The organism is Pleomorphovibrio marinus (assembly GCF_003347495.1).
Classification (GTDB): Bacteria; Bacteroidota; Bacteroidia; order Cytophagales; family Cyclobacteriaceae; genus Pleomorphovibrio; species Pleomorphovibrio marinus.
The window spans coordinates 334,842-361,542 of record NZ_QCXY01000005.1; the positions used below are offsets into that span (position 1 = coordinate 334,842).

The 26,701-nt window shown below is 43.7% G+C and carries 15 protein-coding genes; 3 read left to right on the top strand and 12 right to left on the bottom strand.

Going from position 1 to position 26,701, the window contains the following annotated elements:
- Window positions 1–106 precede the first annotated feature (106 nt).
- Complete coding sequence (locus DB520_RS15115) at window positions 107–3,148, top strand: glycoside hydrolase family 3 N-terminal domain-containing protein (RefSeq protein WP_114750547.1); 3,042 nt, start codon at window positions 107–109, stop codon at window positions 3,146–3,148.
- Here the strand turns inward: DB520_RS15115 and DB520_RS15120 are convergent.
- A complete protein-coding gene (locus DB520_RS15120; RefSeq protein WP_114750548.1) occupies window positions 3,131–3,535 on the bottom strand; it encodes a response regulator in 405 nt (134 codons plus the stop codon). The genes DB520_RS15115 and DB520_RS15120 overlap by 18 nt on opposite strands.
- 370 nt (window positions 3,536–3,905) lie before the next feature.
- Between DB520_RS15120 and DB520_RS15125 the strand changes: the two genes are divergently transcribed.
- Entirely contained in the window at window positions 3,906–4,217 is a 312-nt protein-coding gene (locus DB520_RS15125; protein WP_114750607.1) for a Dabb family protein, read from the top strand.
- Window positions 4,218–4,276: 59 nt separating this feature from the next.
- On the opposite strand, the gene DB520_RS15130 is transcribed toward DB520_RS15125, so the two are convergent.
- The 3 genes from DB520_RS15130 to hisD form a co-directional block, all read right to left on the bottom strand.
- On the bottom strand, window positions 4,277–4,933 hold the full coding sequence (locus DB520_RS15130; protein WP_157972106.1) for a hypothetical protein: 657 nt from the start codon (window positions 4,931–4,933) through the stop codon (window positions 4,277–4,279).
- A gap of 262 nt (window positions 4,934–5,195) precedes the next feature.
- Window positions 5,196–6,584 (bottom strand): GntP family permease, encoded by a 1,389-nt coding sequence (locus DB520_RS15135; RefSeq protein ID WP_114750550.1) that lies wholly within the window; start codon window positions 6,582–6,584, stop codon window positions 5,196–5,198.
- Window positions 6,585–6,632: 48 nt separating this feature from the next.
- Window positions 6,633–7,913, bottom strand: a complete 1,281-nt coding sequence (gene hisD / locus DB520_RS15140; protein WP_114750551.1) for a histidinol dehydrogenase — start codon at window positions 7,911–7,913, stop codon at window positions 6,633–6,635.
- 139 nt (window positions 7,914–8,052) lie between these two features.
- On the opposite strand from hisD, the gene DB520_RS15145 reads away from it, so the two are divergent.
- Window positions 8,053–8,562, top strand: coding sequence for a YdeI/OmpD-associated family protein (locus DB520_RS15145; protein WP_114750552.1), 510 nt, complete (start codon window positions 8,053–8,055; stop codon window positions 8,560–8,562).
- Here the strand turns inward: DB520_RS15145 and DB520_RS15150 are convergent.
- The 8 genes from DB520_RS15150 to DB520_RS15185 all read right to left on the bottom strand — a co-directional run bounded on the left by DB520_RS15150 (window position 8,559) and on the right by DB520_RS15185 (window position 26,687).
- Window positions 8,559–11,291: an alpha-L-rhamnosidase gene (locus tag DB520_RS15150; protein ID WP_198675351.1), complete on the bottom strand. Its 2,733-nt coding sequence runs from the start codon at window positions 11,289–11,291 to the stop codon at window positions 8,559–8,561. The genes DB520_RS15145 and DB520_RS15150 overlap by 4 nt on opposite strands.
- Before the next feature lie 165 nt (window positions 11,292–11,456).
- Window positions 11,457–13,682, bottom strand: a complete 2,226-nt coding sequence (locus DB520_RS15155) for a metallophosphoesterase family protein (protein ID WP_114750554.1) — start codon at window positions 13,680–13,682, stop codon at window positions 11,457–11,459.
- Between the two features lie 117 nt (window positions 13,683–13,799).
- A complete protein-coding gene (locus tag DB520_RS15160; protein ID WP_114750555.1) occupies window positions 13,800–15,104 on the bottom strand; it encodes an ATP-binding protein in 1,305 nt (434 codons plus the stop codon).
- A gap of 5 nt (window positions 15,105–15,109) precedes the next feature.
- Window positions 15,110–15,976, bottom strand: a complete 867-nt coding sequence (locus tag DB520_RS15165; protein ID WP_114750556.1) for a tetratricopeptide repeat protein — start codon at window positions 15,974–15,976, stop codon at window positions 15,110–15,112.
- A complete protein-coding gene (locus DB520_RS15170) occupies window positions 15,976–19,464 on the bottom strand; it encodes an eCIS core domain-containing protein (protein WP_114750557.1) in 3,489 nt (1,162 codons plus the stop codon). Before DB520_RS15170 ends, DB520_RS15165 begins: the two co-directional genes overlap by 1 nt.
- A 15-nt stretch (window positions 19,465–19,479) precedes the next feature.
- Window positions 19,480–21,102: a contractile injection system tape measure protein gene (locus tag DB520_RS15175; protein WP_114750558.1), complete on the bottom strand. Its 1,623-nt coding sequence runs from the start codon at window positions 21,100–21,102 to the stop codon at window positions 19,480–19,482.
- Between the two features lie 270 nt (window positions 21,103–21,372).
- Window positions 21,373–23,991 carry a hypothetical protein gene (locus DB520_RS15180; RefSeq protein ID WP_114750559.1) on the bottom strand — a complete coding sequence of 873 codons (2,619 nt, stop codon included), beginning with the start codon at window positions 23,989–23,991 and terminating at the stop codon, window positions 21,373–21,375.
- 17 nt (window positions 23,992–24,008) lie between these two features.
- Window positions 24,009–26,687: a hypothetical protein gene (locus DB520_RS15185; protein WP_114750560.1), complete on the bottom strand. Its 2,679-nt coding sequence runs from the start codon at window positions 26,685–26,687 to the stop codon at window positions 24,009–24,011.
- Window positions 26,688–26,701 lie beyond the last annotated feature (14 nt).

Here is a 26,701-nt window from a genome sequence, read left to right on the forward strand (position 1 = left end):
TTCTTAAGATGCCCGAAATTACGTATTTTTGTCAAAGGCACACCTTCTATCGTGAGCAAAATGCTTTATCTTGTGCAAAATTCCATAATTACACGCAACTCTAGTCATGAACCATATTCCTTTTCCTAGCCTCAGTCCATTTTTCTGTGTATCCATCTCCACCCCGAAACAGCCTTGGCTAATATGCTTCTATATTTTCTGTCTCGTTTTCGCACCATTATCCGTACAGAGCCAAAGTGCTCCTCCCCCATTTGACCGGTTGAGCCAGACGCAGGAAAGGTGGGTACAAAAAACCTTTGAATCCCTCACCTCGGAGGAAAAAATCGCTCAACTTATCATGGTACCTGCTTACTCCAATAAGGACCAAGTGCATGTGGATTCCATAAGTCGCTTGGTAAAAGAACACAAAATAGGTGGGATCATCTTTTTTCAGGGAGGGCCAGTAAGGCAGGCCAACATGATCAATAGATTGCAGAGGGAATCGAAAGTCCCATTAATGATTAGTATAGATGGAGAATGGGGCCTTGCCATGAGGCTGGACAGCACGATAAGGTTTCCTTACCAAATGGCACTGGGTGCCATCCAGGACAATGAGATCATCGAAGAAATGGGAGCTGAAATTGCAAGGCAGAGTCGTAGGGCTGGTTTACATGTCAACTTCGCTCCTGTTGTGGACATTAACAACAATGCCAATAATCCAGTAATCGGCTTTAGGTCCTTTGGGGAGAATAAGGTAAACGTAGCCCAGAAGGGCTTGGCTTACATGAGAGGAATGCAAAAAGAAAAGGTATTGGCAAGTGCAAAACATTTTCCCGGGCATGGGGACACCAATGTGGATTCCCACTACGGGCTTCCTGTCATTCCCTTTTCCATGAACAGACTAGAAGAGTTGGAGCTCTACCCCTTTAAAGCCCTTATGAGAGAAGGCCTCGGAAGTGTGATGGTGGCCCATATGCAAATTCCTGTATTGGACGATACCCCCAATTTGGCCTCCACCCTTTCTCCACCCGTGGTGACAGGCCTCTTAAAAGAGGACATGGGGTACAAGGGATTAGTTTTTACTGATGCACTTAATATGCAAGGGGTAGCGAAATATTATGAGCCTGGTGTAGTGGACGTAAAGGCCCTGCTTGCCGGAAACGACATGTTATTAAACACCATGGATACCAGAGCCACTATCCGGGAAGTAAAAAAAGCCTTAGAAAACGGAGAAATCACCGAGGAGGAGATCAATACGCGGGTACTAAAGGTTTTAAGGGCAAAAGCATGGCTAGATCTACCCAATTGGCAATATGTAGAGACAAGTAAACTTATTGAAGATCTAAACTCCCCTTATGCCAAGCACCTAAGTAGGCAATTGGCAGCAAAATCGCTTACTGTGCTTAAAAACGAATCATCCATACTACCTATTCAGAATCTGGCCTCAAAGAAAATAGCTACTGTTTCTATGGGTACAGATAAGATCACCCCATTTCAAAAAGGCCTGGAAAGGTATGGGAGCATGACCCATTTCAATTTCCCCAAGGAAGCTTCCCTTACTGATCTCAATAAGCTGATGGAAGAATTAGCCTCCTACGACCTGGTCTTGATAGGAATGCATGGTCTTGCCTTAAGAGCAGGTTCGGGAAATTTTGGCATAAGCGCTGAAATGAATTTGGCGGTAAAAACCATTATCAACGCCAAGCCCTCCATTGTGGCGATATTTGGAAATGTATATAGCATGGAAAAATTAAGTGCCCTTCCTGAGGCAGATGGGATTATTGCTGCTTACCAGGAAACCGAGGATACCCAGGACTTGGTTTCCCAATTGGTATTTGGGGGTATCGGTGCCAATGGAAGATTACCTGTCAACGTTTCACCTAACTTTCCGATGGGCAAAGGACAGGATGTATTAGAAAATGGGTTTAGAATGTCCTATGGAATGCCTGAGGACAGCGGCCTTGCCTCTTCGGATTTTGCCAGAATTGATTCTTTGGTGCTTAAAGGCATACGTCAGGAGGCCATACCAGGAGCTTCCATTTTAATTGCTAAGAAGGGAAAGGTTATTTATCAAAAAGCCTTTGGCTATCACACCTACGACTCCCTACAAGCAGTACATAAGGACGACCTCTACGACATGGCTTCCATTACCAAGATCAGCACAACCTTGGCAGCCCTGATGCACCTAAGGGGTGAAGGGAAATTTGATGAAGAAAAAACCCTAGGGGACTACTTACCCATGGCCAGGGGAACCAACAAGGAGAACCTAAAATATACGGATATACTGACCCACCAGGCAGGATTACAATCCTGGATCCCATTCTGGACATCTACCGTAAGAAAAAGCGGGAATTTCAAGTGGTTTACATTTAAGCAGGATTCCTCAAGAAGGTTTCCCATACGCGTGGCCGAGAATCTCTATATACATCGTAACTACGAACGTAAAATCTATAAGGCCATCATGGACTCACCAGTGAATCCAGATGCAGGTTATGTATACAGTGATTTATCATTTATCCTGGCACCCTTAGTGATCCAATCCATCACCGGGGAAGAGTTTGTAGATTATTTAAACGAAAAACTTTATCAACCCCTTGGTGCCAAAAGCCTAACCTTTAACCCTTATCAGCGATTTTCCCGAGATCGTATTGTGGCCACAGAAAGGGACAGTCTTTTCCGAAAACAGTTACTTCGTGGCACTGTGCACGATGAAGGTGCCGCCATGCTTGGAGGGATCAGTGGTCATGCAGGCCTTTTTGGAACAGCGGACGACCTGGCCAAACTCATGCACCTGTACCTGTATGACGGAAAATATGCCGGGGAACAACTTATTGCTCCTGGAGTGGTGAGTTACTTCTCCAAATGTAAGTTTTGTAAGCAAGGAAATTACAGAGCTTTGGGATTCGATAGACCTAACAAACCTGGAGATCCCAACGGAAATGCGGCAGCCAGTACTCCCGAATCAAGCTTTGGGCATTCAGGGTTTACGGGTACTTATACCTGGTTAGACCCAGAAAATGAAATTGTTTATGTTTTCCTTTCCAACAGGGTTTACCCAACCCGGAATAACCGTAAATTATACCAACTCAATATCCGAACGGACATCATGGAAGTGGTGTATGAGGCTATGCGGAAAGCTGCAGAAAGATCATCAGAAACCTTCTTCTAATTCCTTTTTCAAGGTTTTGATCTTTTCTATGGTCATGGGTTTAAAAATATATCCATTTATGAGGGAATTGTCATGTGCCTTGTCCACTTCCTCTTTATCAATGGAGGAAGAAACCATGAAAATCTTGACTTCTTCTTTGAAATCCTTTTCGGCGAATTTTTCTAAAAATGTCCATCCGTTCATGATAGGCATATTGATGTCTAGGAGGATTACATTTGGAAATGGTTCACCCATTTTTTCTCTATCTGTAAGGCCATCAATGGCTTCCTGTCCATTTTTATAAAACAAGCTCTCTTCTGCCAAAGAGGTATATTCCAGAATTTTTTTCATCCCAAAAATATACAATGGATCGTCATCGATAATACATACTAGTTTAATTTTAGGCATAAAAGTCAATTCTTTTTTTTTGATTGGATTATAATCAAAAACTAAATCCTCATCATCACGGAAATTTTCAATAAATATAAGAATTAATTAAATTTTATTTACAAAAGTTATTAAGGATTAGCTATTAATTTTTGATAGGTGATTGATTCCGCATTTTTCTTGATTTATCCATCGCTTATTAGTAAATGAATGACTCTAATTCGTGTTTTTTTCTTTAATTTTCGGATTATACCAAATAAGCCTTATACCAATGAACAATTTATCAAAATCAATTTTAGTGATGTTCTCAGCAGCCACTTTACTGTGGTCCTGCGGGCCAAATGCTGTAAGCGACACCCATGAATCAAACACTTCAAAAACAAATGAAAAAATGGAGGAAAATAAACTAAGGCACGTTGTGTTGTTTAAATTCAATGAGGAAAGTTCTGAGGAGGACATCAAAAAGGTAGAAGATGCCTTTATAGCCCTTGCTGACAAAATCCCATTAATCAAAGATTTTGAGTGGGGAACCAACAACAGTCCCGAGGGATTAGACAAAGGCTTGACCCATTGTTTTCTTGTTACCTTCGAAAGCGAAGCGGATCGGGATGCCTATTTACCCCATCCTGAACATCAGGCATTCGTAGAAGTGCTTAAACCCCATTTGGCGGATGTAACTGTGGTGGATTACTGGGCCAAATAATGGTAAAAGGCTGTCCCTTCCTTTTCAGGCTCTTGGGACAGCCTTGTCCTATTTTATTCTTATTGAATAAGTTTTCCTTCCCTAAGTTCTTTTTTGATGGCATCCACATATTCTGTGGCCAAGGACGCCAAGTTTCTGGTATTATAAGTTTTGGATTGCGCACTCCACATCAAGTCGAGACTTTCGGCATCGTAAAGGTTAGTCTCAATTAAGAATTTAGTGTCTTGTGTGTAGTAGCCCGTATTCCAACCCGTTCCGTACCAATGGTCGAAATAACCAGGGAAGTTGCCATAATAGCCAAACCTACCCATAGGCGCCATCATGGGCCCTTGGGCTCCTCCTCCCGGCACCCATCTTTGCTCATCCTTTTCATCGATGAGTGTAATGGTTAATATGCCATCTACATTTTGCTCTTGGATAATCTCCAATAGCTGCTCTTTGGAGGGTTGGGTATCATCCAAAAAGCCTGGACGAAAAACGTCCACACTTTTTACAGTCTCCACATTCCGGTTTGCCAACCTACTGGCATATTCCTCTTCTATTTCCGCCCTTGCCTCAAGGTCATCCATCATAGAGGCTACAAACACTCTTTGATATTCGGTTTCTGTGATTTCATCGGCCTTCCATTGAGCCGTGATTTCTGTACTTGTCCCACAACCTTTTACAACCATAAGGAAAAATAAGCCACAAAGCATTGCTTTAATCTTCGTATTCATCGATTTTTAATAGTTGGTTTACCCTCTTATTGAATCAAAAGCTGTTCCAATGATAACTGTACCCTGCAAATGATTCCGGCGGATCTCTCAAATAATAGCATAGGGTGTCCTCAGAAAATCAGCGACATCTACGAGAGAACAAACCCTTCATCCTGATGAAAAAAGGGTTTCCCGAGGATTACGCAGATAGGTGCAAAGGGATTTTTAAAAAAATAAGAGACATTTGTGGGCGACTATTTCCTCCTAAGACTTATGGATTTTTTTACACGATCCCAAAGGTGTAGTAGAGTGCGATAATAAAGAAAACTCCTGCAGTCTTAACCCCGGTAAGTACAAAAATGTCCTTATAGGACTGTCTATGGGTGAGCCCACAGACTAGCAGTAAGGTAATAATAGCTCCATTATGTGGAAGGGTGTCCATCCCACCGCTGGCCATGGAGGCCACCCGGTGCAGTACCTCAGGGGGTATGCCCAGTTCCGCAGCAGCAGAAAGATAGGTGTCTCCCATAGCTGCCAACGCAATGCTCATTCCTCCCGAGGCCGAACCGGTAATGCCAGATAATACATTAATCGTCACTGCCTGGTTGATCAGCAAATCGGAAAAGGTACTGGAAATATAAGTACGTACCGATTGAAAACCCGGAAGTGCCGCAATGACCGCCCCAAAACCATATTCCGATGCTGTATTTAAAGTAGCCACCAAGGCACCAGTAACCGCAGTATTGATTTCGGCGTTAAAATTCTTCCCAACCTCTTTATACGCAAATACCAACACGGATACGATTCCCAAAATCAAGGCAATCATCACTGCCCAGATTCCGGCAAGCCGAGAAACCTCTATGGGGCCATCTGCAGGTATACCCATAAGCTCCACTGTGTTCCCATAATAGGCAGGTATCCAATAGGTAAACCCCTTATTGGCCAAAGCCACCACCAATAAGGGAAGCAGGGCCAGATAAGGGGAAACCTTCTTCTCCTGTGGATTTTCCTCTGGTTCATTGATATGCTCAGCTCCATACCCCTCTCCTCTTTTTTTGGCCTTGCTTTTTTGCCATTGCAGGTAAAAAAGGCCAGTTGCGAATACAAACATCCCACCCAGAAAACCCAACCAGGGAGCCGCCCAGGTATCGGTGCGGTAAAAGGTGGTGGGAATGATGTTTTGGATTTGTGGGGAACCCGGAAAGGCATCCATGGTAAAGGTAAAGGCCCCCAATGCAATGGTAGCTGGCAGCAACCGTTTTGGAATGTTGGCTCCCTTAAACAATACCGCTCCAAAGGGGTACACGGCAAAGGCTACCACAAATAGGGAAACCCCTCCGTAGGTGAGCAGGGCGCAAACCAGTACGATAGCAAGAATGGACCTGTTGGGGCCAAAGGTTTTCAGGGTGAAGGCGGTAATTGCCTTTGCAAAACCGGACATGGCTATTACCTTTCCAAATAGGGCTCCCAATAGGAAAACCGGGAAATAGAGTTTCACAAAATCTACCATTTTCTCCATAAACACCCCTGAAAAATAGGGTAACACCATGGAGGGAAAGGTCAGCACCACAGCCAGCATAGCTGCAATAGGGGCAAATACGATTACACTAAAACCCCTGTAAGCCACCAAAATCAACAGAGAAAGGGCAAGTAAAATTATGAGAACATCCATCAGGCAAGCAATATTGGAAACGCCAAACAGCGCTTAAACCCGCTGCAATTAATCATCTTTCCCATAACGTCTAACCCTAAGGGCGGCCTGTTCTTTGTGTCCCATAAAACCCTCCAGTTCACAGAGACGCATGGCATATTGCCCAATCTTCAGGCTTGCTTCCTTATTACACCTTTGATAAGTGCAGTTCTTTAAAAATTTTCCCACCCAAAGTCCGCCTGTATATTTCGCAGCTTTATTGGTAGGAAGGGTATGGTTGGTACCTATTACCTTGTCCCCATACGCCACATTGGTTTCTTGGCCCAAAAAGAGTGCCCCATAATTGGTCATATTGTTCAAAAAGTAATCGGGATCCTTGGTAAGGATTTGAACATGCTCATAGGCTAACTTATCGGCTTCCAGAACAGCCTCTTTTTCATCTTTCACCAAAATGATTTGCCCATTTTCCTCCCATGCTACTCTGGCAATATCGGCTGTGGGCAGGGAAATCAATTGCCTATCAATTTCCTTTAGGGTCTCTTGGGCCAGGGATTCTGAGGTGGTAATAAGAGCACCCGGTGAGGTGGGGCCATGTTCTGCCTGCCCGAGGATGTCACAGGCTACCATTTCGGCATCTGCACTTTCATCTGCCACTATCAATACCTCCGTGGGACCTGCCAACAGGTCTATTCCTACTTTTCCAAAAAGCTGCCGTTTTGCCTCCGCCACATAGGCATTCCCAGGACCAACGATCATGTCCACAGGTGCTATTTTTTCAGTCCCCACTGCCATGGCTGCCATGGCCTGCACTCCACCAAGAATATAGATTTCATCCGCTCCTGCCAGATGCATGGCAGCCACGGTGGCTTTTGGGATTTCACCGTTTATGGGAGGTGTACACCCTATCACCCGTTTTACTCCGGCCACCTTTGCAGTGAGGATACTCATATGGGCCGAGGCCACCATAGGGTAACGTCCCCCCGGGATGTAACAGCCAGCACTGTTTATTGGAATGTTTTTATGTCCCAATATCACACCAGGAAGGGTTTCCACTTCAATATCTTGGATGGATTCCCTCTGCAATTGAGCAAAATGACGGATTTGTTGTTGGGCAAAGGTTATGTCCTCTATCACCTGCTTGGGGAGTGACTCTATTACGGTGGTGATTTGTTGCTCGCTCAATAAAAATGAGGCGGGAGACCATTTGTCGAAAGTCTTGGAATATTCCCTAACTGCCTTGTCCCCTTCTTGTTCAATACGTTCAATAACAGCTTTTACCGTTTCCCTTACCTTGCTGTCTTCCGCCTTTAACTGGGCTGCTGATTTGCCCTCTTTGATATACTTAGCCATTTATCTTGGGTTTAAAATAGGTTTAAAATTGAAAGTAAACATTCTTTTTCCCATTTGAAAATATTCAGGCTTTAGCTTGTGCATCTACTTCTTTTTTGGTCAAGAACTTGTAAATTGGTGATCCGTAAAAAGGAAAGGAATGACTCTTTTTGAAAGTACTCTGGAGAACTTTGGCTCCAACCTTTGGCAGTATCACGTACCTGTACCCGATGATATTGCCCTATCCCTGATAGAGGGGGAAAACAGGCGTGTAATATGCACCCTGGATACCACCCCCGGGTACCATGCAGCCTTAATGAAATGCAAGGACTATTGGTTTATATTGGTCAACCAAAAACTACGAAACGAATTAGGCAAACAGGAGGGGCATAAGGTGAAAGTAGGGCTGGAAAAAGACAACTCCACTTATGGTCATGAAATGCCGGAGGAGTTGCAGGTGCTGTTGGATCAGGATCCGGAGGCCTTTGATTATTTCGATTCTCTCACCAAAGGCAAGCAGCGAAGTTTGATCTATATTGTCACCCGGGTGAAAAACAGCGATTCCCGACTAAAAAAAGCACTGGCGATCACCTCCCACCTCAAGCTTTCCAAAGGACAGTTGGATTTTAAACAGCTCAACGAGCAGATCAAATATTTCAATAACCTTTAAAACTCCACCTTAAACATTCCCGCTTCCACTTCAATTACCTTATAATCCCCCGATTCCCTGGTCTCCTTTACTTCCTTGCCGTTGAGCTGGATACTGTTAGAAGACTTGGGTTTTATCCATATTTCTGCCCTTGTGTTGCCGGGTATCTCAATTTCTAAAATGCTGTTTTCCTCAGACTTTTGCCATTTAGACCCAATCTTTCCATAAGGGGATTCGTGATAAGCCTCCACCCAAGTGATATCGTTTTCCATGTCCGGTCGAATAACAATCTTACCAAATCCGGGCTCCGATTCATCGATCAGGATACCCGCTAAGCCTTTATAAAAATAATCTCCAATAGAACCAAACATGATGTGATTTCTGGATTGGGATCCATCCCAGTTTTGAAACATGGTGTTGGCCCCAAGTTCGTCTACCCAATACCCCCAACCGGGAAACTCCCTCTTGTTGGCCATTTCGTACAGCACCCTATGTTCTCCCTTTTCAAGCAAGACATTTATCACCGCTTTCGTCCCTACTACCCCAGCGTCTATGTGCCCTCCCTTATTTGCTATCGCATCAAGGAGTCCTTGTAATACAATATCCGTATTGGATTCATCCACCAAACCCAAATACAAAGCCAAAGCCATGGGTGCTTGTCCACCATGATAATAGGTTCCCGACCCTGTGTCAAAATACTTTTTATTAAAGGAGGCTTTAATGGCAGTGGCCAAGTCGGCATAAGATTCAGCATCTGAGGTGTTTCCAGTCAAACCTGCCATCTTTGAGAGCATGCTTGTAAAATAGTAGTAATAGGCAGAAGAAATAAAAGGACCATCCGTAAGGTTTTCTAATTGTTTATGGTCGTCTATGCCCAAGTCCAGGAGATGATCCTGCGCCCTTATAGTTAGGGATCCTACATATTTTTTCAGGTACGGATAATAGGAAGCAATAATCCCCTTATCGCCCGTATACCTATAGAGCTGCCAGGGAATCTCCATAAATGCCCCTTCCCATTGGGGACCGTATCCTTCTTCCCTATTGCCATAAGTATATCCCCATCCACTTGTGGGAATAATCCCGGGTAAATCCCCATCTTCCCTTTGCTCATCCACATAATCATCCAGCCATTTTAGATAGGACTGGGTCATGTCAAAATTGTACAAACCCACCTCTGCCACAAGCATGGCATCCCCTGTCCATCCCATTTTTTCCCGATGTGGACAATCAGTGGGGTACCCATGGTAATTGCCCAAAAAAGACCAACCTATATTTTTATGCAGTTGGTTGAACATCTCGTTGGAGCATTTAAAGTCTCCTATGCGGGTAAGATCGGTATGCACCACATCGGCATTCTGTTCCAGGATTTCGATGGAGGGATCACTTCGGGTAATTTCCATATACTGGAACCCTTGGTAGGTAAAGATAGGGTGAAAATGCTCCTCCCCTTCCCCTTTTAGGAGGTACCGGTCGGTTTGGGTGTCACCTGTCCAAATAAAACGGCTGAGTTCTTCTTGATCCAATGTTCCATCCTCATAAATGCGCTCCCCATATCTGATTTTTACCTGACCTCCGGCAGGTCCTTTTACCTTAAGTTTGGCCCAACCTGTGATATTCTGTCCAAGGTCAATCATACTGACCGAGTCATTGATGTGCCAGGTATCACTAGGGGAAAGTTGATCGATGATTCTAATGGGTGGCATTAGCTGAGCAGAAAGTTTCCCTTGTGGCCCGGGCACCTCTAAGGCATTTTTCCAATCATCATCATCAAATCCGGTTTTGGCCCAATCTCCCAGCTCCTTTCTAGCATCATAGGTCTCTCCATTGTGAACCCCATTAAACAGGATTGGCCCTTCGCTAAAACGCCAGGTACTATCCGTTGCTACTAGGATCTCTTTTCCGTTTTCAGTGGTGATGATTAGTTGAACCAGTAAAGAAGGTGATTCTCGCCATGGTGCCTGGTCAAAATCCCAGGCCGTGCGGGTATGCTGATTATACCAACCGTTTCCCAATACCACCCCAATGGCGTTTTCCCCATTCTCCAACAAATTAGTAACATCGTGTACCACGTATTTGACCCGTTTATCATAACGGGTAAGCACGGGGTCAAGGACATGATCCCCCACTTTGTTACCGTTGATCTTGGCCTCATAGTAGCCCAACCCTGAAATATACAATCGGGCACTACTTACTTGGTCTTCAACCACAAATTCCTTTCTAAAATAAGGGGATGGTAAAACGGGAGGCACCGAATCCGAAGGTGGCACATGTGAAATCCATTCTGCCTCCCAATCAACCATATTCAGCAGTCCCATTTCCCAAAATGCCTCCTCACTAAATAGAGTGGGTTTATCGGCTTTATCCCATACCCTTACTTTCCAATATGCCCTCTCCCCTGAACCCAACTCTTTTCCCGGATAAGGGATATTCTGGGATTGAGAAGAAGTTATTTTGCCACTATCCCAGAGATCTGCATCTTCCGGTGTCAACTTTTCGGGGCGACTTGCCACTAGCACCTGGTAGGCAAGCTGTCGAAGACCTGTTTCTTGCCCGGAAATTTGCCAACTTAAGGTGGGTACGCTTTCAAGTCCAATGGGATTTGTTAAATGGTTAGCCTTTAATGCGATGACATTATTCTCTCTTTTTTTTGCACATGCCCCTAGTGTAGCCAGAATCAGTATCGAAACCACTAAATGCCGAAATGCGAATTGGGGAAAAAAGACATTTATTAAGGTATTATTTATGTTCATATGGCATCTAATATTATTAACTGTTAGGTTATTTACCATTTCAAGTTGCTGAAATGACTTAAAACCGACCCTGAAAGAGGCGGATAATTTGGACATCAAGTACATTGTTTTTGAGGAAATTTTTCATTCTAATCAAGGGATTACAGCCACTTAGATCCGTATAGCTTATAGCAGAACCCTTCCTTCCGTGGCCATATGATACCTATGCTCCCCTGCAATATGCAGAAAGGGTTCAAACTTTCTCAGGTGCCACACATCCTTGTCCCGGCTAGCCGTTATACTTTTTCCATCCACATTACTGGGTGTCGAAAGCCCAGAAAATTCCAACTCATCGAAGTACACTCCAAAGGGTTGGGGTTCCCCATCATTGATATGCCAAGTGCCTAAATTAATTACCAGCCTATCCATATTCAAAGCCAAGAACCCATCCTGACTTCCTTCAAAATCGGATGCAATATGGAGACTGGCCTTTTGCCAAGTGTCTCCTTTCAGGGGTAAACTAAAATGTTGAAACCTTACTTCCTTGTTATCGCTGAACCTGTCACTCAATCCGCTAAAGACCTTGCCCACCCAGTAAGCCATATTTAAAAGTTTATTCCCCTCCCTGAAACCTTCTAGCCAGACATAAGCCCCTGCCCATCCATCAAGGTCAGACTGTGGGTCCAAAGCATAGGAGATATCCAGGTTTCCAGGATCCCCGGTAAGCTGAACGGCTTGGCAGAGATGATTGATGGATTGGGGTAAGCGGTCTTGGCCGGGAATGGCATATCCTCTCTTTCTGGAATAGAGATAAAGCGCTGAATAGCTGTTTGTTCTTGCTACCTTTTTAACCTCCATCTTATTAGAAGGATCCTTATCCTCCTGATAAACATAGCGTTTAGCCCAATTTGTTAACCCTTCTTCGAAGGAGCCATTTCGAATGTCAACTCCAGATGGCAGTTTCCATTTAGGCGTAAGCCAAAGGGGGAATGCTTGCTCATCAAATTTTGGAAGTTTATTGGGGTATCTGTAAATCTCTTCCGTAACGGTTTTGAAAAATACATCTGCATTTTTACCCTCAAACTCAGCGACCAATAGGCCCTGCGAGGGCCCACCGTGCCACTCTTCCTCCCCAAAAGCCCTAGGTCTATATCCGGCTGCGGGAAGGTTGATCATTTTCATGCCTTTGTATTCCACAGCTGTTTTGAAAGAAGCCTTAATGGGAATATGCACATGACCGCTGAAAATGTATTTCACGTTCCCGTGCTTGCTCAGTATATCCAATAAGAGCCTCTTTACCTGAACGGATTCCGCATAATTTATCAATGGGTCAATGCCAATAGGATGAGCCGGTACATGTTGAAAGAACATGACGGGTTTTTCCCTATTTGCCTCCAGGTCCTGTTCCAACCAATCAAAATAATGGGGGTGGGTTTCAAAAAAATTATCTCTCAAAGGATCAGGCCAGACCACGAAATGCCAATCCCCAAGATCAAAACTATACAAAAGGAGCTCTACCCCATTTACCTTTTTTTGGGCCGCAAAATAGTTGTTGAACTCCTCCATATAATACCCAGGCGAGAACTTGGAGGCATATACCGTTTCATGGTTGCCCACGGCATAAAGCAAAGGGGATTTTATCCGCTGCAAATAGTGGTGCATCGCTTCAAAATGTTCCTTTTCCCCTTGGTTGTCCACCACATCCCCCAGTACCAGAGTAAAAACGGGTTGAGGGTCTAGCTCGTTTACCCTGTTGATGGAGTCTTCACAAAAGGCATTATGGATTTTCATCCGCGTGGGATGTGCGCTGGGCGTTGCTGGGTCACCTCCCTGGGTGTCGGCTAAAACGGCAATGGAAAACTTTCCCTGAGGCACTTTAAGCCCCAAATCAGCAGGTGTTACATTTGCTATTTCCCAATCCAGGAGGTAGTTAACGGTAACCTGTACTCCGTCCTGAACAAAGGTCAGCTCATGTTCTTTCAGTAATTCCGAAAGGCTAAATCCTTCCTCTTTCCCATTTAACGAGAAAGGGAGGCGTGTGGTCTCCGTAGGATTGTGCACCCACCCCACTACTATGGCCGGATAATTTTTATTCACGAAAGTTTTTATTTCCGCTTCATCCCGCCATTGAGAAATTTTGTTTTCAAAAAAGTAATGCCTGATTTTATGGAAATATTTTCTTGATTTAGCCAAGGATAAGTTTAGCTCCTGGGGAGCCACTTCCTCTACTGCCCTCAATTCAAAGCGAAGCATAACTTGGCCCTCCTTATTGAGCAATTGCTTAAAATCGCTAGGCCGGCCATAAGTGTAATCGGAAGGTGGATAGGAAGAAACTGTGGGGAAACCCCCACTTGTCAGAAGTAAACCGGAGCTACCTGAGCCAATTTTTTTTATAAAGGACCTTCTCTTCATTATTTTGGGTTAGGGGAAAAAAACTTTGTTTTTACAAACAAATTCTAAAATCAACCTGGTTTAATTCAGGTGAATCAAATATACTTTTGAAAAAGGGTTGATCAAAATAAAGTTGAATTAATACATTTTCCCCTCTTTGGCTAGCTCATTTTTAATGGATTGGATAAGTAAGGCCTTTTTGATGCATTTTTCCTTCTTCACCATGGATTTTAGACCTACTTGGTGTATGATGTTTACAATGTTGGCACCAGTCAATGGATACCGCCTTGCCAGTTCCTCCAGGTGGATGGATTCCTCCAATGGAACATTAACGGGCAGATTTTTTTCCCAAAGCAAACGCCTTTCTTGGATATCTGGAAAATCGAAATACACAATAGACTGAAACCTACGGGTAAAAGCCACGTCAATGTTGGATTTGAAATTGGAGGCGAGGATTACAAGGCCTGGATGGCCCTCTACCCGTTGAAGAAGGTAAGAAACCTCTTGGTTGGCATATTTATCATGGGCATCTCTCACACTAGTTCGTTTTCCAAAAAGCGCATCCGCTTCATCAAAAAACAGGATCCAATCCTTATGGGCAGCTTTGTCAAAAAGTTGGGACAGGTTTTTTTCGGTTTCACCAATATATTTCGAGACCACTAGTGACAAATCCACCCTAAACACATCTCTCTCCGCATATTTGCCCAGCAAGCTGGCTGTTAAAGTCTTACCAGTTCCAGGAGGGCCAGAAAACATCACCCTATAACCCGGTTTGATTTTTTTTCCCAATTCCCATTCTTTCATTAGCTGTTCATTGTGCGTTAGCCAATCCTGGATCTCCTGGATTTGTTCCATCGTCTTTTTCGGCAAAACCAGATCCTCCCAGTCCAATTCAGTTTCTATCAACTGAGCAGGAAAGCGGGTACTAAGTTTAGGTTTGCTTACCTTCCCTAATAACATTTTCTCGGCAAATTCCTCTGCTACCATTAGGGGACCGGCATAAAAAGGTTCTACCCTTTGCGTCTCCCCGATTTCTAGAATTCCCTGACATAGTAGTACAGACTCCATCATGACCTTAAGGTACTTATTCCTAGCCACTGGATCTTCACCCCCAAGAAGGTAAAGAAAAGTCTCTCCGGTGGGGATAATTCCCCTATGGTGATTGCTTTTGATCCCTCCGAATGCCGGAAAATCACCACCGGAGGATAGGTATTTTGCAATTTCGGAATGCAAGAACCCTGGCTTTATATAAGGGGTAAGGGAAAGGCATAGCAATACCAATTCAGGTTTGCTCAGATCCTGCTCACTTAACCATTTCCCTATTGGTTCCTGAAGGTTCCACCTGATGGTTGCTTGGGGTTTTTGCAAAGTCGCGGTTTTTCCAAATTCAAAATCCAATCTTGATTTTAATACTTCCTGCAAAAACTGAATGATTTCATCCATCTGGATTATTTCTTATTGATAATGAGTTCATGATATTTTTTTGCCTTTTCATTCTCTGGCTCAATTTCCAGCACCTGTTCTAGATGCTTTCTAGCTTCCTCATGTTTTTCCATACTTGCCAGTACAAGTGCCAAGTCGGTTCTCCAAATTGTGTTTTTAGGAGATTGAATTACTGCCTTTTCTAAACATTGAAGCGCAGGGGAATATTCATTTTTGGCCAAAAAAATGAGCCCCATCTGGTGAAGATTATCCCCATTTACAGGGTCAAGCTTTAGGGCGGATGCTAAAGCCTGCTCAGCTAAACCGAAATTTTGCAGAAAAAACTCACATCTGCCTATGGTCAACCAAATAGCACTATCCGGGTTTTCCTCTACAAGAGGATACAATACAATCAAGGCTTTATTATAGTGCTTTTGCCTGTAGAAAAAATTGGCTAATTCCCATCTGTTTTTTGGGCTCCTAACCCTCTCATTTAATTCCTGAATATAATGTTTGGCTTCCTCCACCTCTCCCCTGTGTTCTGCTAATTTAGCCAATGATAACAGCGCCTTTTCATCTTGGGGAAGTAATTCCAAAGCAGCTAAATAGGCATTTTTGGCCAAATCAAATTTTCCAGCCATGGCATGTGCATTGCCCATATTCACCAGATAAGTGGGTGAGGCTTTGTTTTGGTTTGCCCTTTCATACAACTCTGCCGCTTGCTTATAGGCTCCTTTTTGGTGTGCCAACATTCCCATGTTATTGAGCAGGGTGGGGTTATCTGGAGTAAGCTCGAAAGCCTTTTGAAAACATTTCTCAGCATCTGCCCATTTGCCTTCTATAAAATAGGTAGCTCCCTTATTGTTCCATTTATCAGCTTGTTTATTCTTCATCAGTCAAATAGATCATTTTTAATATCCCTAGCCAAACCTACAGCGGTATTGACCACATCTATATCCGGATAAACTACTTCCAAATCATCTAATGACATATCGAATGGTTGTCCCTCTTGGTAATGGATGGGAAAAATTATGCCAAACTGTAGATTAGGCCCCCAGTTAAATGAGGCCAAGTTGTGCCTCCAAGTTTCCGAAATGGATAAAAAACCCACGCCTAGAGAAGCTCTTGCAAAGGCATTGATGTCGAATGTAAATACAGGGTTGACCATTATTCTGCCCGATGCATCCAAAGTAATGCCCGTTTCAGGAGTCCAGTCCACATCCACAGAAGCGGCCGCTTCTCCCTCCAGGCCTAAGGTGCCTGCAAGTTCTATACCTCCAGAAAGGCTGGCAACCCCCACACTGACCCCTAATCCCAAGTCACCACGCAATGTCAAGCCCGCATCTGCCGGTATTGCAAATTCTCCATGACCTGATAGCGTGGTCTCCTCTTCATGATCTGGATTATAGACGATCTCCGCAGAAAGGTTTCTTAGCTGACCGGGGCCAAAACCTGCTGTAAAATCTAAGCCTCCCCCAATTTGTGCTACCAAACCTATGCTCCTTGGTCCTAAAGGAATAGCAAACAGGGGGATTTCGATTGTGGGTGCACGAAAAAGGTTTCTGTTGTACTCTCTTCGCGGAAAAACCTCAAAGGTATCCGTACTCAGTCTAGCAGTTACCTCCATTTCTCCATTGGGCATAAACTTCACACCTGCAGTGGCAGTAAGCCAAGGGGTAAGCCTAAGGGTAAGCGTACCACCTCCATAAAAGTTGAATTCCTCTTGGGGTGGTCCGGATGGCAAACCCTCATCACCAATTTCCCTGTTACTGGCCCCTACCTCCAAAGTCCCTGATAGCATCCCCCTTTGGTAGGCTGCACTTCCCGTTACCGTTATGGCCCCATTTTCATAGCTGATGGAAAGCGTGGAACTGATGCCGGGAATATCCGGCTGGGCAGTTCCTGACACCATTAAATTATATCCTTCCTCATCCCCTTCTTTGCTGATCCTGGCCGAAACGTTTCCACTCCTAATCCCAGGTATATCTGAACTGAGCTCAAAATCCCCTGCTATTGAAAATCCCTCGGCATTATAGACTACAGCCATGGTACCTCTTTCTACTCCCGGAACATCCAATTCAGCGGTTCCGTCAGCAGTTAACGTGCCTTCACTGTATGTGGCCGTTATTGTGGCTGTTTTAACCCCTGGAACTTTTCCTTCAGGAATACCTATGGTACCCCCGATAGTCCAAACCTCATCCTTATAACTCACCTCAATCTGAGCTGGGTCAAAGAGTGTGGAATCAAAGTTAAAGGCACCCTCCAATTCAAAGCCTCCCGATGTGGAAGCAGAAGCCCCTATATGGCCCTCTCCTACCCGGTCTATACCAAAATCAACCCTGCCCTCAACGCCGAGTCCTTCTGTACCTGCAAATACAGTAAGGGAAGAATCCATTATTTCAAAAGGCGGGGGTACTTGAAACTCCCCGGTTGAAAATGTTTTGGAAATCCTTACAACATCCCCATCAATCAACAGGTCAATCTCAACGTCGTTTATCACTGGCAAGGTAGCCCTAATGACACCTACAGCATAAATACCGTTCTCTGGGACAAAATCCACCACTGAAAAGGAAATAGGGGAAAAATACTTGGCTATCAGTTTGTTGGCCTCTGACCTTAAACTTGTGCTGGAAACCACCCCTCCGTAGTCAACTATGGGGCTGCTGGACAATTCCATGGTCAAATCCTCTTGATTGACAAAATTATTCCCTTCAAAGGCTGTCCCGGAGATGCTCCCTCCTTGTCCATGTTGGTAATTAATGGATTTTAGTTCGAAGTTTTTTCCTATCACCGGCCCCCCACTCATATTCGAAAGGTCAGACTTACTCGTCATTTCCGGCTCCCATGGAATCCTTCTAGATACTCCGCCCATATTGTTAAAGAAAATGACGATCTCATTGGGACTACCCCTCAATGCCTGTAGTTCGTCACTGCCCAAGGGCTCGAGACCCTTCACTCCCTCTCCTGCCAGGGCATCATCCACAGTTAAGGTTTTTGGATCAAACCCCATTGGGTCATTGCTCACCTGCTGTACCTCCACCCTATACTGATCTCCTCTTGCCTCTTCAAAGCTGGGGACATTTCCGGTAAAGGTGGTGGATTGCCTAGCTCCAGTGAGTACTTTCTTTATTTCGCTATCCTTGTTTGTCTTGATCAGGCGACCAGAATCCACATTGGATTTTTCATCCAACAGCCAGTAGTTTGCAATTTCATCTTCTCCGCCAAGCTGGATTTCATTTTTATGATCCACATGGTAAAACTGAAAAGTTCCCTCTTCATTCCAAAAAGGCCTAAAAATCCGGTTTTTTAGTTCTGTTTCGGTACCAATTAGGTTATAGGCTGCCGATTTGAGTTTGAGATAATACCTGGGCTCCTGTGCCCCTGCCACCTCGGCAGGAATCTGTTGTTCAAAGAGTTCTTGAAGCTTTTCTGTAATTCCTGTTTCATTTTCCCTTAAGTGCCGATCCCATTTATTCCGCTGGTCTGTATCTCGTTCCGATCTCGGGGGCAATCTAAAAGGGACAGATGGGTGGTAACTAGCATCCTTTTTAAATCCGGGTAACTTCAAATCATTGATTTTTATCAGCTTACTCCCTGCCCTTAGATCCAATTCACCATCGTCGGACTCAAAGTGTAAAGGATCCTGTTGATTGTCTCCACCCCCAGCATCCTCATCTTCTTTTTGTACTTTTTTACTAAGCCCTCGGGATTGCTGTACGGTGTGGGTAAGTTCATGGGCAAGCAGATGTTTTCCAGAACTGGTTTGTGGATTAAATTTTCCCTTATTAAAAAATATATCTTGCCCATGGGTAAAGGCCTGGGCACCAATTTGGCTGCTCATTTGACCCGCTTTCTCATCGGTATGCAGGCGAACTCCCCCAAAGTCTCTTCCAAATCCAGCTTCCATGGAGGACTTAACAGGTTCAGGAACTGGGGATCCCTTACCCTTTGCATCTTGAATTCCTGACTCTACATGACTGGGTACAGCTCCTCCTTCTGAAGCTTTGGTTTGGATCCTCTCGGCTTCTTCTTCCTGCATTTGCACCTCTTCATCCTCAAGCATCTGAATTTTCTCCTCATCTGCCATCAGAGGTTCCTCTTCCTTGAGCATGACCCCTTTTTCCTGAACCATGTCATCTTGTTCTGGCTCAGGGGACTGTTGCAGCGTCTGTTCGTCCTCAGTTTCGGACAATTGGACTTCCTTCTCAGGTTCATCCATTTTTTGGATGACTTGGTCGGCCATATGGTCTGCTTCCTGCTCAAAGGAATCCCCTGGCTGGTTGGTTTCCAGTTTGGCCTGTGGGAAAAATGGCGTATTGGATTCCGCCCTTTTAAAATAAGTGCTAGAATTCTTTTTCCCTTTTGTAGGTTTTTTAAACATAGTTTTAGGTTTTCATTACCAGTTCACTACGATAAGCTCTTTTTTCCAAGGAAGTTTTACCATCCCCAGTCCCCAATCAAGCCCCTTCAACAGGATATCTTGTGCCTTTCTTTCCATATGAAGAGTAACTGCATTTTCACCATATTCCAATTTCCCAGAACGCTGTAAGAATTCTAACCGAATGGTGTCAATAGTTGTGCTTTTGATATTTTTCCAATGCCCGAGCAGACCTTCTAATAGGCGATCCGATTTTGCTTTATCTTCTTCACTGACCTTAAATCCCGGGGAAATCGGCTTTTCTAGAGGTACCCCGCATAAAAATTTCTCAAAACCCAATTCAAATTCCCATGGCTCTTCAGCCATTGTGGCAACATAATATAAGAGATGAACCCCTTTTTCCTGATTGATCCATACCTTATCCTTTTGATTCCAAATTTTACAGTCCTCAAAAAATGAAGGTAGAAAGGGATATAAAATAATCAATCCTGCCCTAGATAGGTACTTTGCCTCCATTTTCTCCTCAAGAACCTCTTGATCTGCTTGGATTTCTTCCTCTTTTTTTACTGAATCCCATTTTTTTATCCACTCGGTGTTTTGCTTAGGCTTTTTAAGGTTGTGACTTATATTATGCTTAAAGGTTAATTTTCTGCCTTTATGAGATAATCCCCATACTTGCCTTTTAAATTCAGCTACAGAAAAAGACGACTGCTGCCAAATTTGGGAATGCTGGGCCAGCTTTTTTTCAAGCATTTGAATAAATTCCCATGAGGAATGACTTTCTAAGGACTTATCATCCAAATCAGAAAAAGACCCGACATCAACCTGGATATCTACTTGTTTGGCCAATCCTGCCCATACAGCTTTACACCATGCCACAATTATGCGCTGTGCTGAGTGGGAGAGTTGAAAAAAACGCTCTGAAAATTCTAGTTTTTGAGGTTTAGACAACTGGAAAAGGGTCAAAAAAAGAAGAAAAATATCCGGTTCCCTATAGTGAAGAGAAAGACGGAGTCGAACATTATACCCCTTTAAGGCTTCCCACACTGGTTTTTGAAATTTGGTATGTTCAAGGTGCCGAAGCAGGTTTTCCATTCTCCATTCCTGTTTCAAAAACTCAACTTCTGCTATCCACCAAGGAAGCAAACCTGTTTTAAGAAAGGTTAACCATGTTTGAACCAAATGTTCAGGTTTAGTTAAGAAATATTCTTCTTCTGACTTGTCCAATGAAAGCCTATTGTTTTTAGCAACTTCCCTACTTTTTGATTTTTTACCGGCACCTGCCATAAATCCTCCAGGGTCAGGACTGTCCAAATCTACAGATCTAATCGTTTCCTTAAAGGTCTCCTTAAGTAAAGACAGAAATTCCCCCTTTATTTGATCCAAAGAACTTGGGTTTTGACTAAGTAATCGAGCATTTTCTTTTTTTAATGACAATTCTAGGGTGAGGTTATCCAACCTGAGGTGATTACCCCCCAAAGTATTTTTCTCAAGCTGGGCAAAATACCCTTCCAACCAAATCAATAGGTTTTCTCGCAAAAAATCAGTCAGGTTTTCTTGAATTTTTTCTCCAGTATTTTTCGAATTGGTGAAAACCTCGACGGTAAGCTTATTTATGATATGTTTTTGACTTGATTTCAAAGGGGTGAAATTTGTGTTTTAAAATTTAAATCTATATATTTATTCTTCCTCAGGATCAACCTGAGGGAGATTTTACTGGCATAGTATACGAGTAGAGCGGGCGTAGCTGAGTCAACAAGCAGTCTAAGTAAGCGAAGCGGAGTTTTGGAAACGATTCAACCGTAACGTAAACAGTACAGGCAGTAAGAAGACGTAGAATGTAGCGCATCGCGACAACGTTTGCCCATGAGGGGCCATTCATCAGCCGGACTTGATATGAATGGTCCCTTTTCATGTTATCCTTATTTTTTCCTTACCGTCTATAATCAACCTTCTTCCCCTTACCCTTGGACCTTCAATATAAATATCAGCCCTATTCGTCCAGGGTTCCAGAATATTCATCAGCCGTGTCCTATCGCTTTCCCTGTTAAGCACTACAAATAGGGAAGCCTTGGTGGCTTGATCTTTATGATGCAAGATCCTTCTTAATTGGACAAACCGAACGGCTGGTTCATGGATGTTATTGGAACTACCATAACGGTTGAGCATCTCTATACTAACCCAGCCCCCTTCTACCCATTCACCAGATAGATACAGCTCATGAGGAATACTTGACTGGTTTAAGGTGCCTCTCACCCTCTCAATAATAAGCCTGACTGAATTAGGCAGGTCGTTAAGTCTTCGGATAAAGCGAGGTGTCACAAGCTCATTTCTGGTACGGTCAAGTCTTTCGATTAGACTGTACCATTCTGCCCACCTTCCTTGATACCTACCCTGGTCATCATCTTTATTGACAGGGGCAAACTCATCTTGCAACTGACGGTAGGTGGTAGGCCTATACCTTCTTCTTTCTTCACAGCGTTGAGACTCCAACCTAAAGGGTTGATTACCCCTGAAATACCCTTCTTGGGTATAGGTAAAAGCCGGACTGGATACAGAAAGTGTATTATCTGAAAATGTAACCCTAAATTGGTCATCAAAGGCCCTAATGATGACAAACCTCTTTAGATGCTCATTAAAATCAAAGATGAGCCCCTCAGGGAAACGTCGGTTAAGGGCTTCGGTAATCGCATGCATTCTCCTTGTCAATATTTCCTCTAGCGGTACATTTACCACTACCGGACCCGTTATTAATGCTTGGCCATTGATTGCATATTCATTGACCACCAAACGGTAATGAGTGGGTGCCACACCCACCCTTCTAGGTGTACCTCTGAGGCTCCTAGACAGGTTATTCAGGTATTTTAAGCTACTGATCCAAGGATAGCGACATTCCTCCACCTTTATATGACTAGATCCTTGATGGACTATCGGAGATAAGGTGTAATTAAGGCTGAAATCTGCGATGACCCTGTTATTTTCACTTATTAGCACATAGGTCCCTCCTCTTCTTACACCTGCTCTGTGCGTTATTCCAGGGTGTTCCCTAATAAACTGCTGGTATTCCCTAGGTTGAAGGGCAAGATCTATGTGATGAATGCTGAATTCTAAACCAAACTCCCTTACCCTATCCCTTATTAACTGAAAGGTGTTTTCCCCTTCCTGACCCAGATGGCCACCAATGAGGTATCCATCACTTTCTACCTCAAACAATAAGGGGTTTTGTCCCAGATCAAAAAAATAAGTAAAGGGAGTAATCAATGATTGAGAAGTCCAATGTTGACGCAAACCTGAACTATTGTGATAATAGAATGGAATGGAAGGGACATTGTCTTTTCCGGCTATGGGAATAATCCTTACTCCCAAATCCGGAACAGGGTCAAAGCTAAAAAGTTGATAGTATATTTTCCTTAGCAAAAATCTAATTTCCTCCACTTCTCTATAGTAATCGCTGATAACTGGTGAAGGGTAGAAGCCATGTCTGTAATCCTCATGACCCGGTCTTCCTAACAATAAATGCTTGGGAAATGCCGTAATATCGGGGTTAGGTAAAGCATGAAGCTTTCTAACCAGTTGTAGCAGGCTGAGGTAGGTGTCCAAGACGTCCAAAAGCAATTTATACCTATACTGATTATAGCCATATTGGCTATTGTCGAAATCAAAACCCCTATCCAACAAGCCTTGCAAATCATTGGATAACTGCCTCACAACTGGATCATTATGCCATAAAGTATTGTAAAAATCCAATATACTCCTTAAGCCACTTTGAAAATCCTCCAGGGCGTTGCTTTCCTCAATGGCTATTCTGTATTGTCTGTCCAAATCAATGGCTTGCTTTACAGTGTCACCATTTACCTGAACTTTCATCAAGGATATAGGGCGCAGGGCTCTTACGATTTCGGATCTTTCATTGAACTGCTGGAAAATACTATCACCCTCCACGAGATGCTCCGCCAAAGCGAGAGGGATCAGCAAAAATCGTAATTTGGCCACTTGTTCCACTCCCTGGTTATCACAATTGATATCCCCACAAATGTCAGGAGACCTTGGATAGGATTCCAGATAAAGCAACAAAACATGGTCATCAAAATCTTCCCAACCATGTAAGGGATGAGCCTCTTCGGCACCTTCTTCACAAAGCTCATACATTTCCCCTTGTTCCTCTCCTTGGATTAACCTGTCATATTGGGCATGCTCATCTTCAAAGGGCCTGTAATGTGTAAATGAAAGGGATGGGATTTGAATGGTTTTTTCTTTACTCCCTTCTTCTAAGGGTCTATATAAGGTTATAAGATCCCCATCTGTGGTAATGCCATACCCTTGATGTACAGTTATTGTCGTAACTCCTGCACTGCTCTGCCGTTCTAGTGTAAGCCCATAGGCAATCCCGACACCACTCAAGCCTATCCGCGTAAGTCGGTCCTGATCTTCAAAATAGGCAATGGTTTCATTGAGCTGGGTATGCGTAAGCACCTGGTCGGCCTGGTAGCTGCTGTAATTAGGGAGAATGCTGGTTAATCTACTTGACATGATTGATAATGGGCTTTTTATATACTGCCTAAATTGGTTCTTCCTACGATGATTTTATCCTGCAATGATCCATCATCCTCCGTTTCACAGTCAAACAAACTGCCTGTGGGGTAAATGGATCGCAGTCCCGATAAGACTTCCACAAAATTCTGGTGTTCTTGGTATTGTCCTTTGCTTAGCGCCAATAGAAAATCCCTAAAAGCCTCTTCGAACCTGACCAATGGGTTATCCTGTCCTGGGATGGATTCTTCCCTATTTCCTATCCAGCAGATCTTTGCCAAGATATGGGCTGGAAGTTCCTCTCGTATCAGGTTTTCCAAATAATCCCGAAATACCATATCGGCAAACCTAAATGTGTTGCCGGGTATGATGATGGAAACCCTGAAAGAATAGGGGTCCAGTACGCCACCACTTTCACAGTCTTCCTTACAAAAGGGCATGAATGTGGGGGAAACACCTTCAATATCTTCAAAAGAGGGGCGAAGGAGAATATGCTCCACTAGAAAGATGCCTTCCTCAATAAAGCTTTCTTTGATAAATCGTTTAAAGGATAATATGGCTCCTTTTATATTCTCTTTAGCGTAATACCGATACTGACTTGCTATAATCCGATTAGGATCTCTTGGATTTTGTATAGCCGGGTTTATAATGCTGAAGGAATACCTGCCTCTCGGGGATTTGGTAATCCTGAAACATCCAACATCAGCTGTTTCGTATCCTAGCTCTTCAGTAGCCTCAAAATGTGCCTCAATCTGATCGGGTTCAATTTGGATCACCTGCTGGAGTACCATGTAAATTTCCTCGTAGGCACGACTCGTACTCGTATAGTTTTGGGTGGCTGAAAGCAGGATGCTTCGGTTATTATCATAAATCCTCCATCGAAAAACCCTATTGCCATTCGTGCTTTTGAAAGTGTAAACCTCCACATAGGACCTGCTTAAGTGACGACGTAAATAACTTCTAAATCCTGCAAGCAGCGAGACCCGCTTCTCCAAACCCGAAATATTTTCCGTATCCCACAGCTCTTCCGGTGGTTGCCTATAAAAATTCATAGCCGTTCCCCTTTCCATTCCCAGGGTCGCGTAGTCCCTGAGGAACCTTGATTTACTCTCGGTGGTTTGATCCTCAAAGGAATCTCCGAATAGCCTTTTCATCACAAATACATAATCACTAAAACGCTCTGAAAACCTCGCAAGTAGATGATCCAATAACTGATTACGCTTTTTTAGTGCTTCATCAAAGGGTTCCACCATAAGGTCCTTAAGCATCTCTTCCGTGTACCATAATCCAAGATATTCCTCTGTGTCCCCAAGATCATCTACCACTTGGGAGAACAGGCTTTGCTGTTCATCCCCCTCCAAGGACAAGAGGTTCTTTACCTTGGAAAGCTGTTTGAAATAGGTGGCCAACACCTGATCAAAGAATTGGAGATAGGCCTTAAATTGGGCTGCTTGCCCCTTTCTTTCAGGGGTGGAAGAAAGCGGCAAACCAACTCTTCCTACACCATAGGTATCAGGAAAATCATTTCGTACACTTTTATATTGCTCTAGAGGAACAGGCCTGATGGGGGGAAGGGATATTGCAGTCTCAATGCCAATTGATCCACTACCCAATAATAATGGTTGGATGGATTGCCGTCGATAAGCCGACAACTTATTTTGGTCAATATTTAGAGGCAGCAATCCTTTAAAGAAATTAAATTTACTTTGGTTGCACAGATAGGGTTTTTTGCCCTTTGGCACATTTAGTAGCCAAACCATTTTGTCCGCCTTTCCGTTACATTCCCCCATTTCAATATCCTTGATCAATTTCACTCCTGGGATTTCCATGATAATACGGATGATGTCCGAAAGGCGCACCTCACTTTTAAGCTTGGCATTATTCACTTCCTCATCATCCAAAAAACCATTGGACAAAAGTGGTCCTTCCAGTATTTCTTCCAAAGAATGGCCTTTCCCAAACATTTCCTGCAACCCATAAAACCGAACCTCAGGGGAGAAATACTGACCGATTCTTTTCTCTATCTCGGCATAGGTCCATTCTTCATTAGCAGTTGGCTCCAGCTCCACTAATGCACAAACCTTGACGGGATAGCCTTCCACCTCCCTTACCTCTAGCAAATCCTCACATAGGTTTCTATGGCTGTGGTAGCGGTCAAAGACCTTACGTCTGGCTTTTTGAAAGGGTATGCTTCCGTCTAAATCCACAATCACCTCGTAGAGCCCCTTCATGGCAAAGGTCTTCCTGTGCCTTTCCGGCAGCTCATCCCATATTGAGGCATCATAAGACATCCTGAAATGCTTACAATCCACATACACCTTCTTTTCAACAGGTACAATCCAGGCATTTCTGATTCCTGGAAGATCTATAAACAATTTCCGATAATCCAATACAGTTACAGCCTGAGTGGGGAGAATATCATCGGGAAGAATGAATTGACCTTGCCATGTGGTGGCATCATCAGGAGAAAGCAGATCACCAATGGGTAGGGAAAGCCTATATCCTAAATCCGTAATGGCATAGCATAATACCTCCAAGGTGGTAATGCCAGGATCATGCAGGTTATGGTCCGTCCATATTTTTCCGCTAATAGCGCGAATATGCTCCATCCCAATATCCCTTAGGTACCAAAAATCCCTGGCATCATTCGAAGCTATCTGTTTAGGAATACTTATATGTGGGGAGGTCTGGGGCATAAATAAATGGGTTC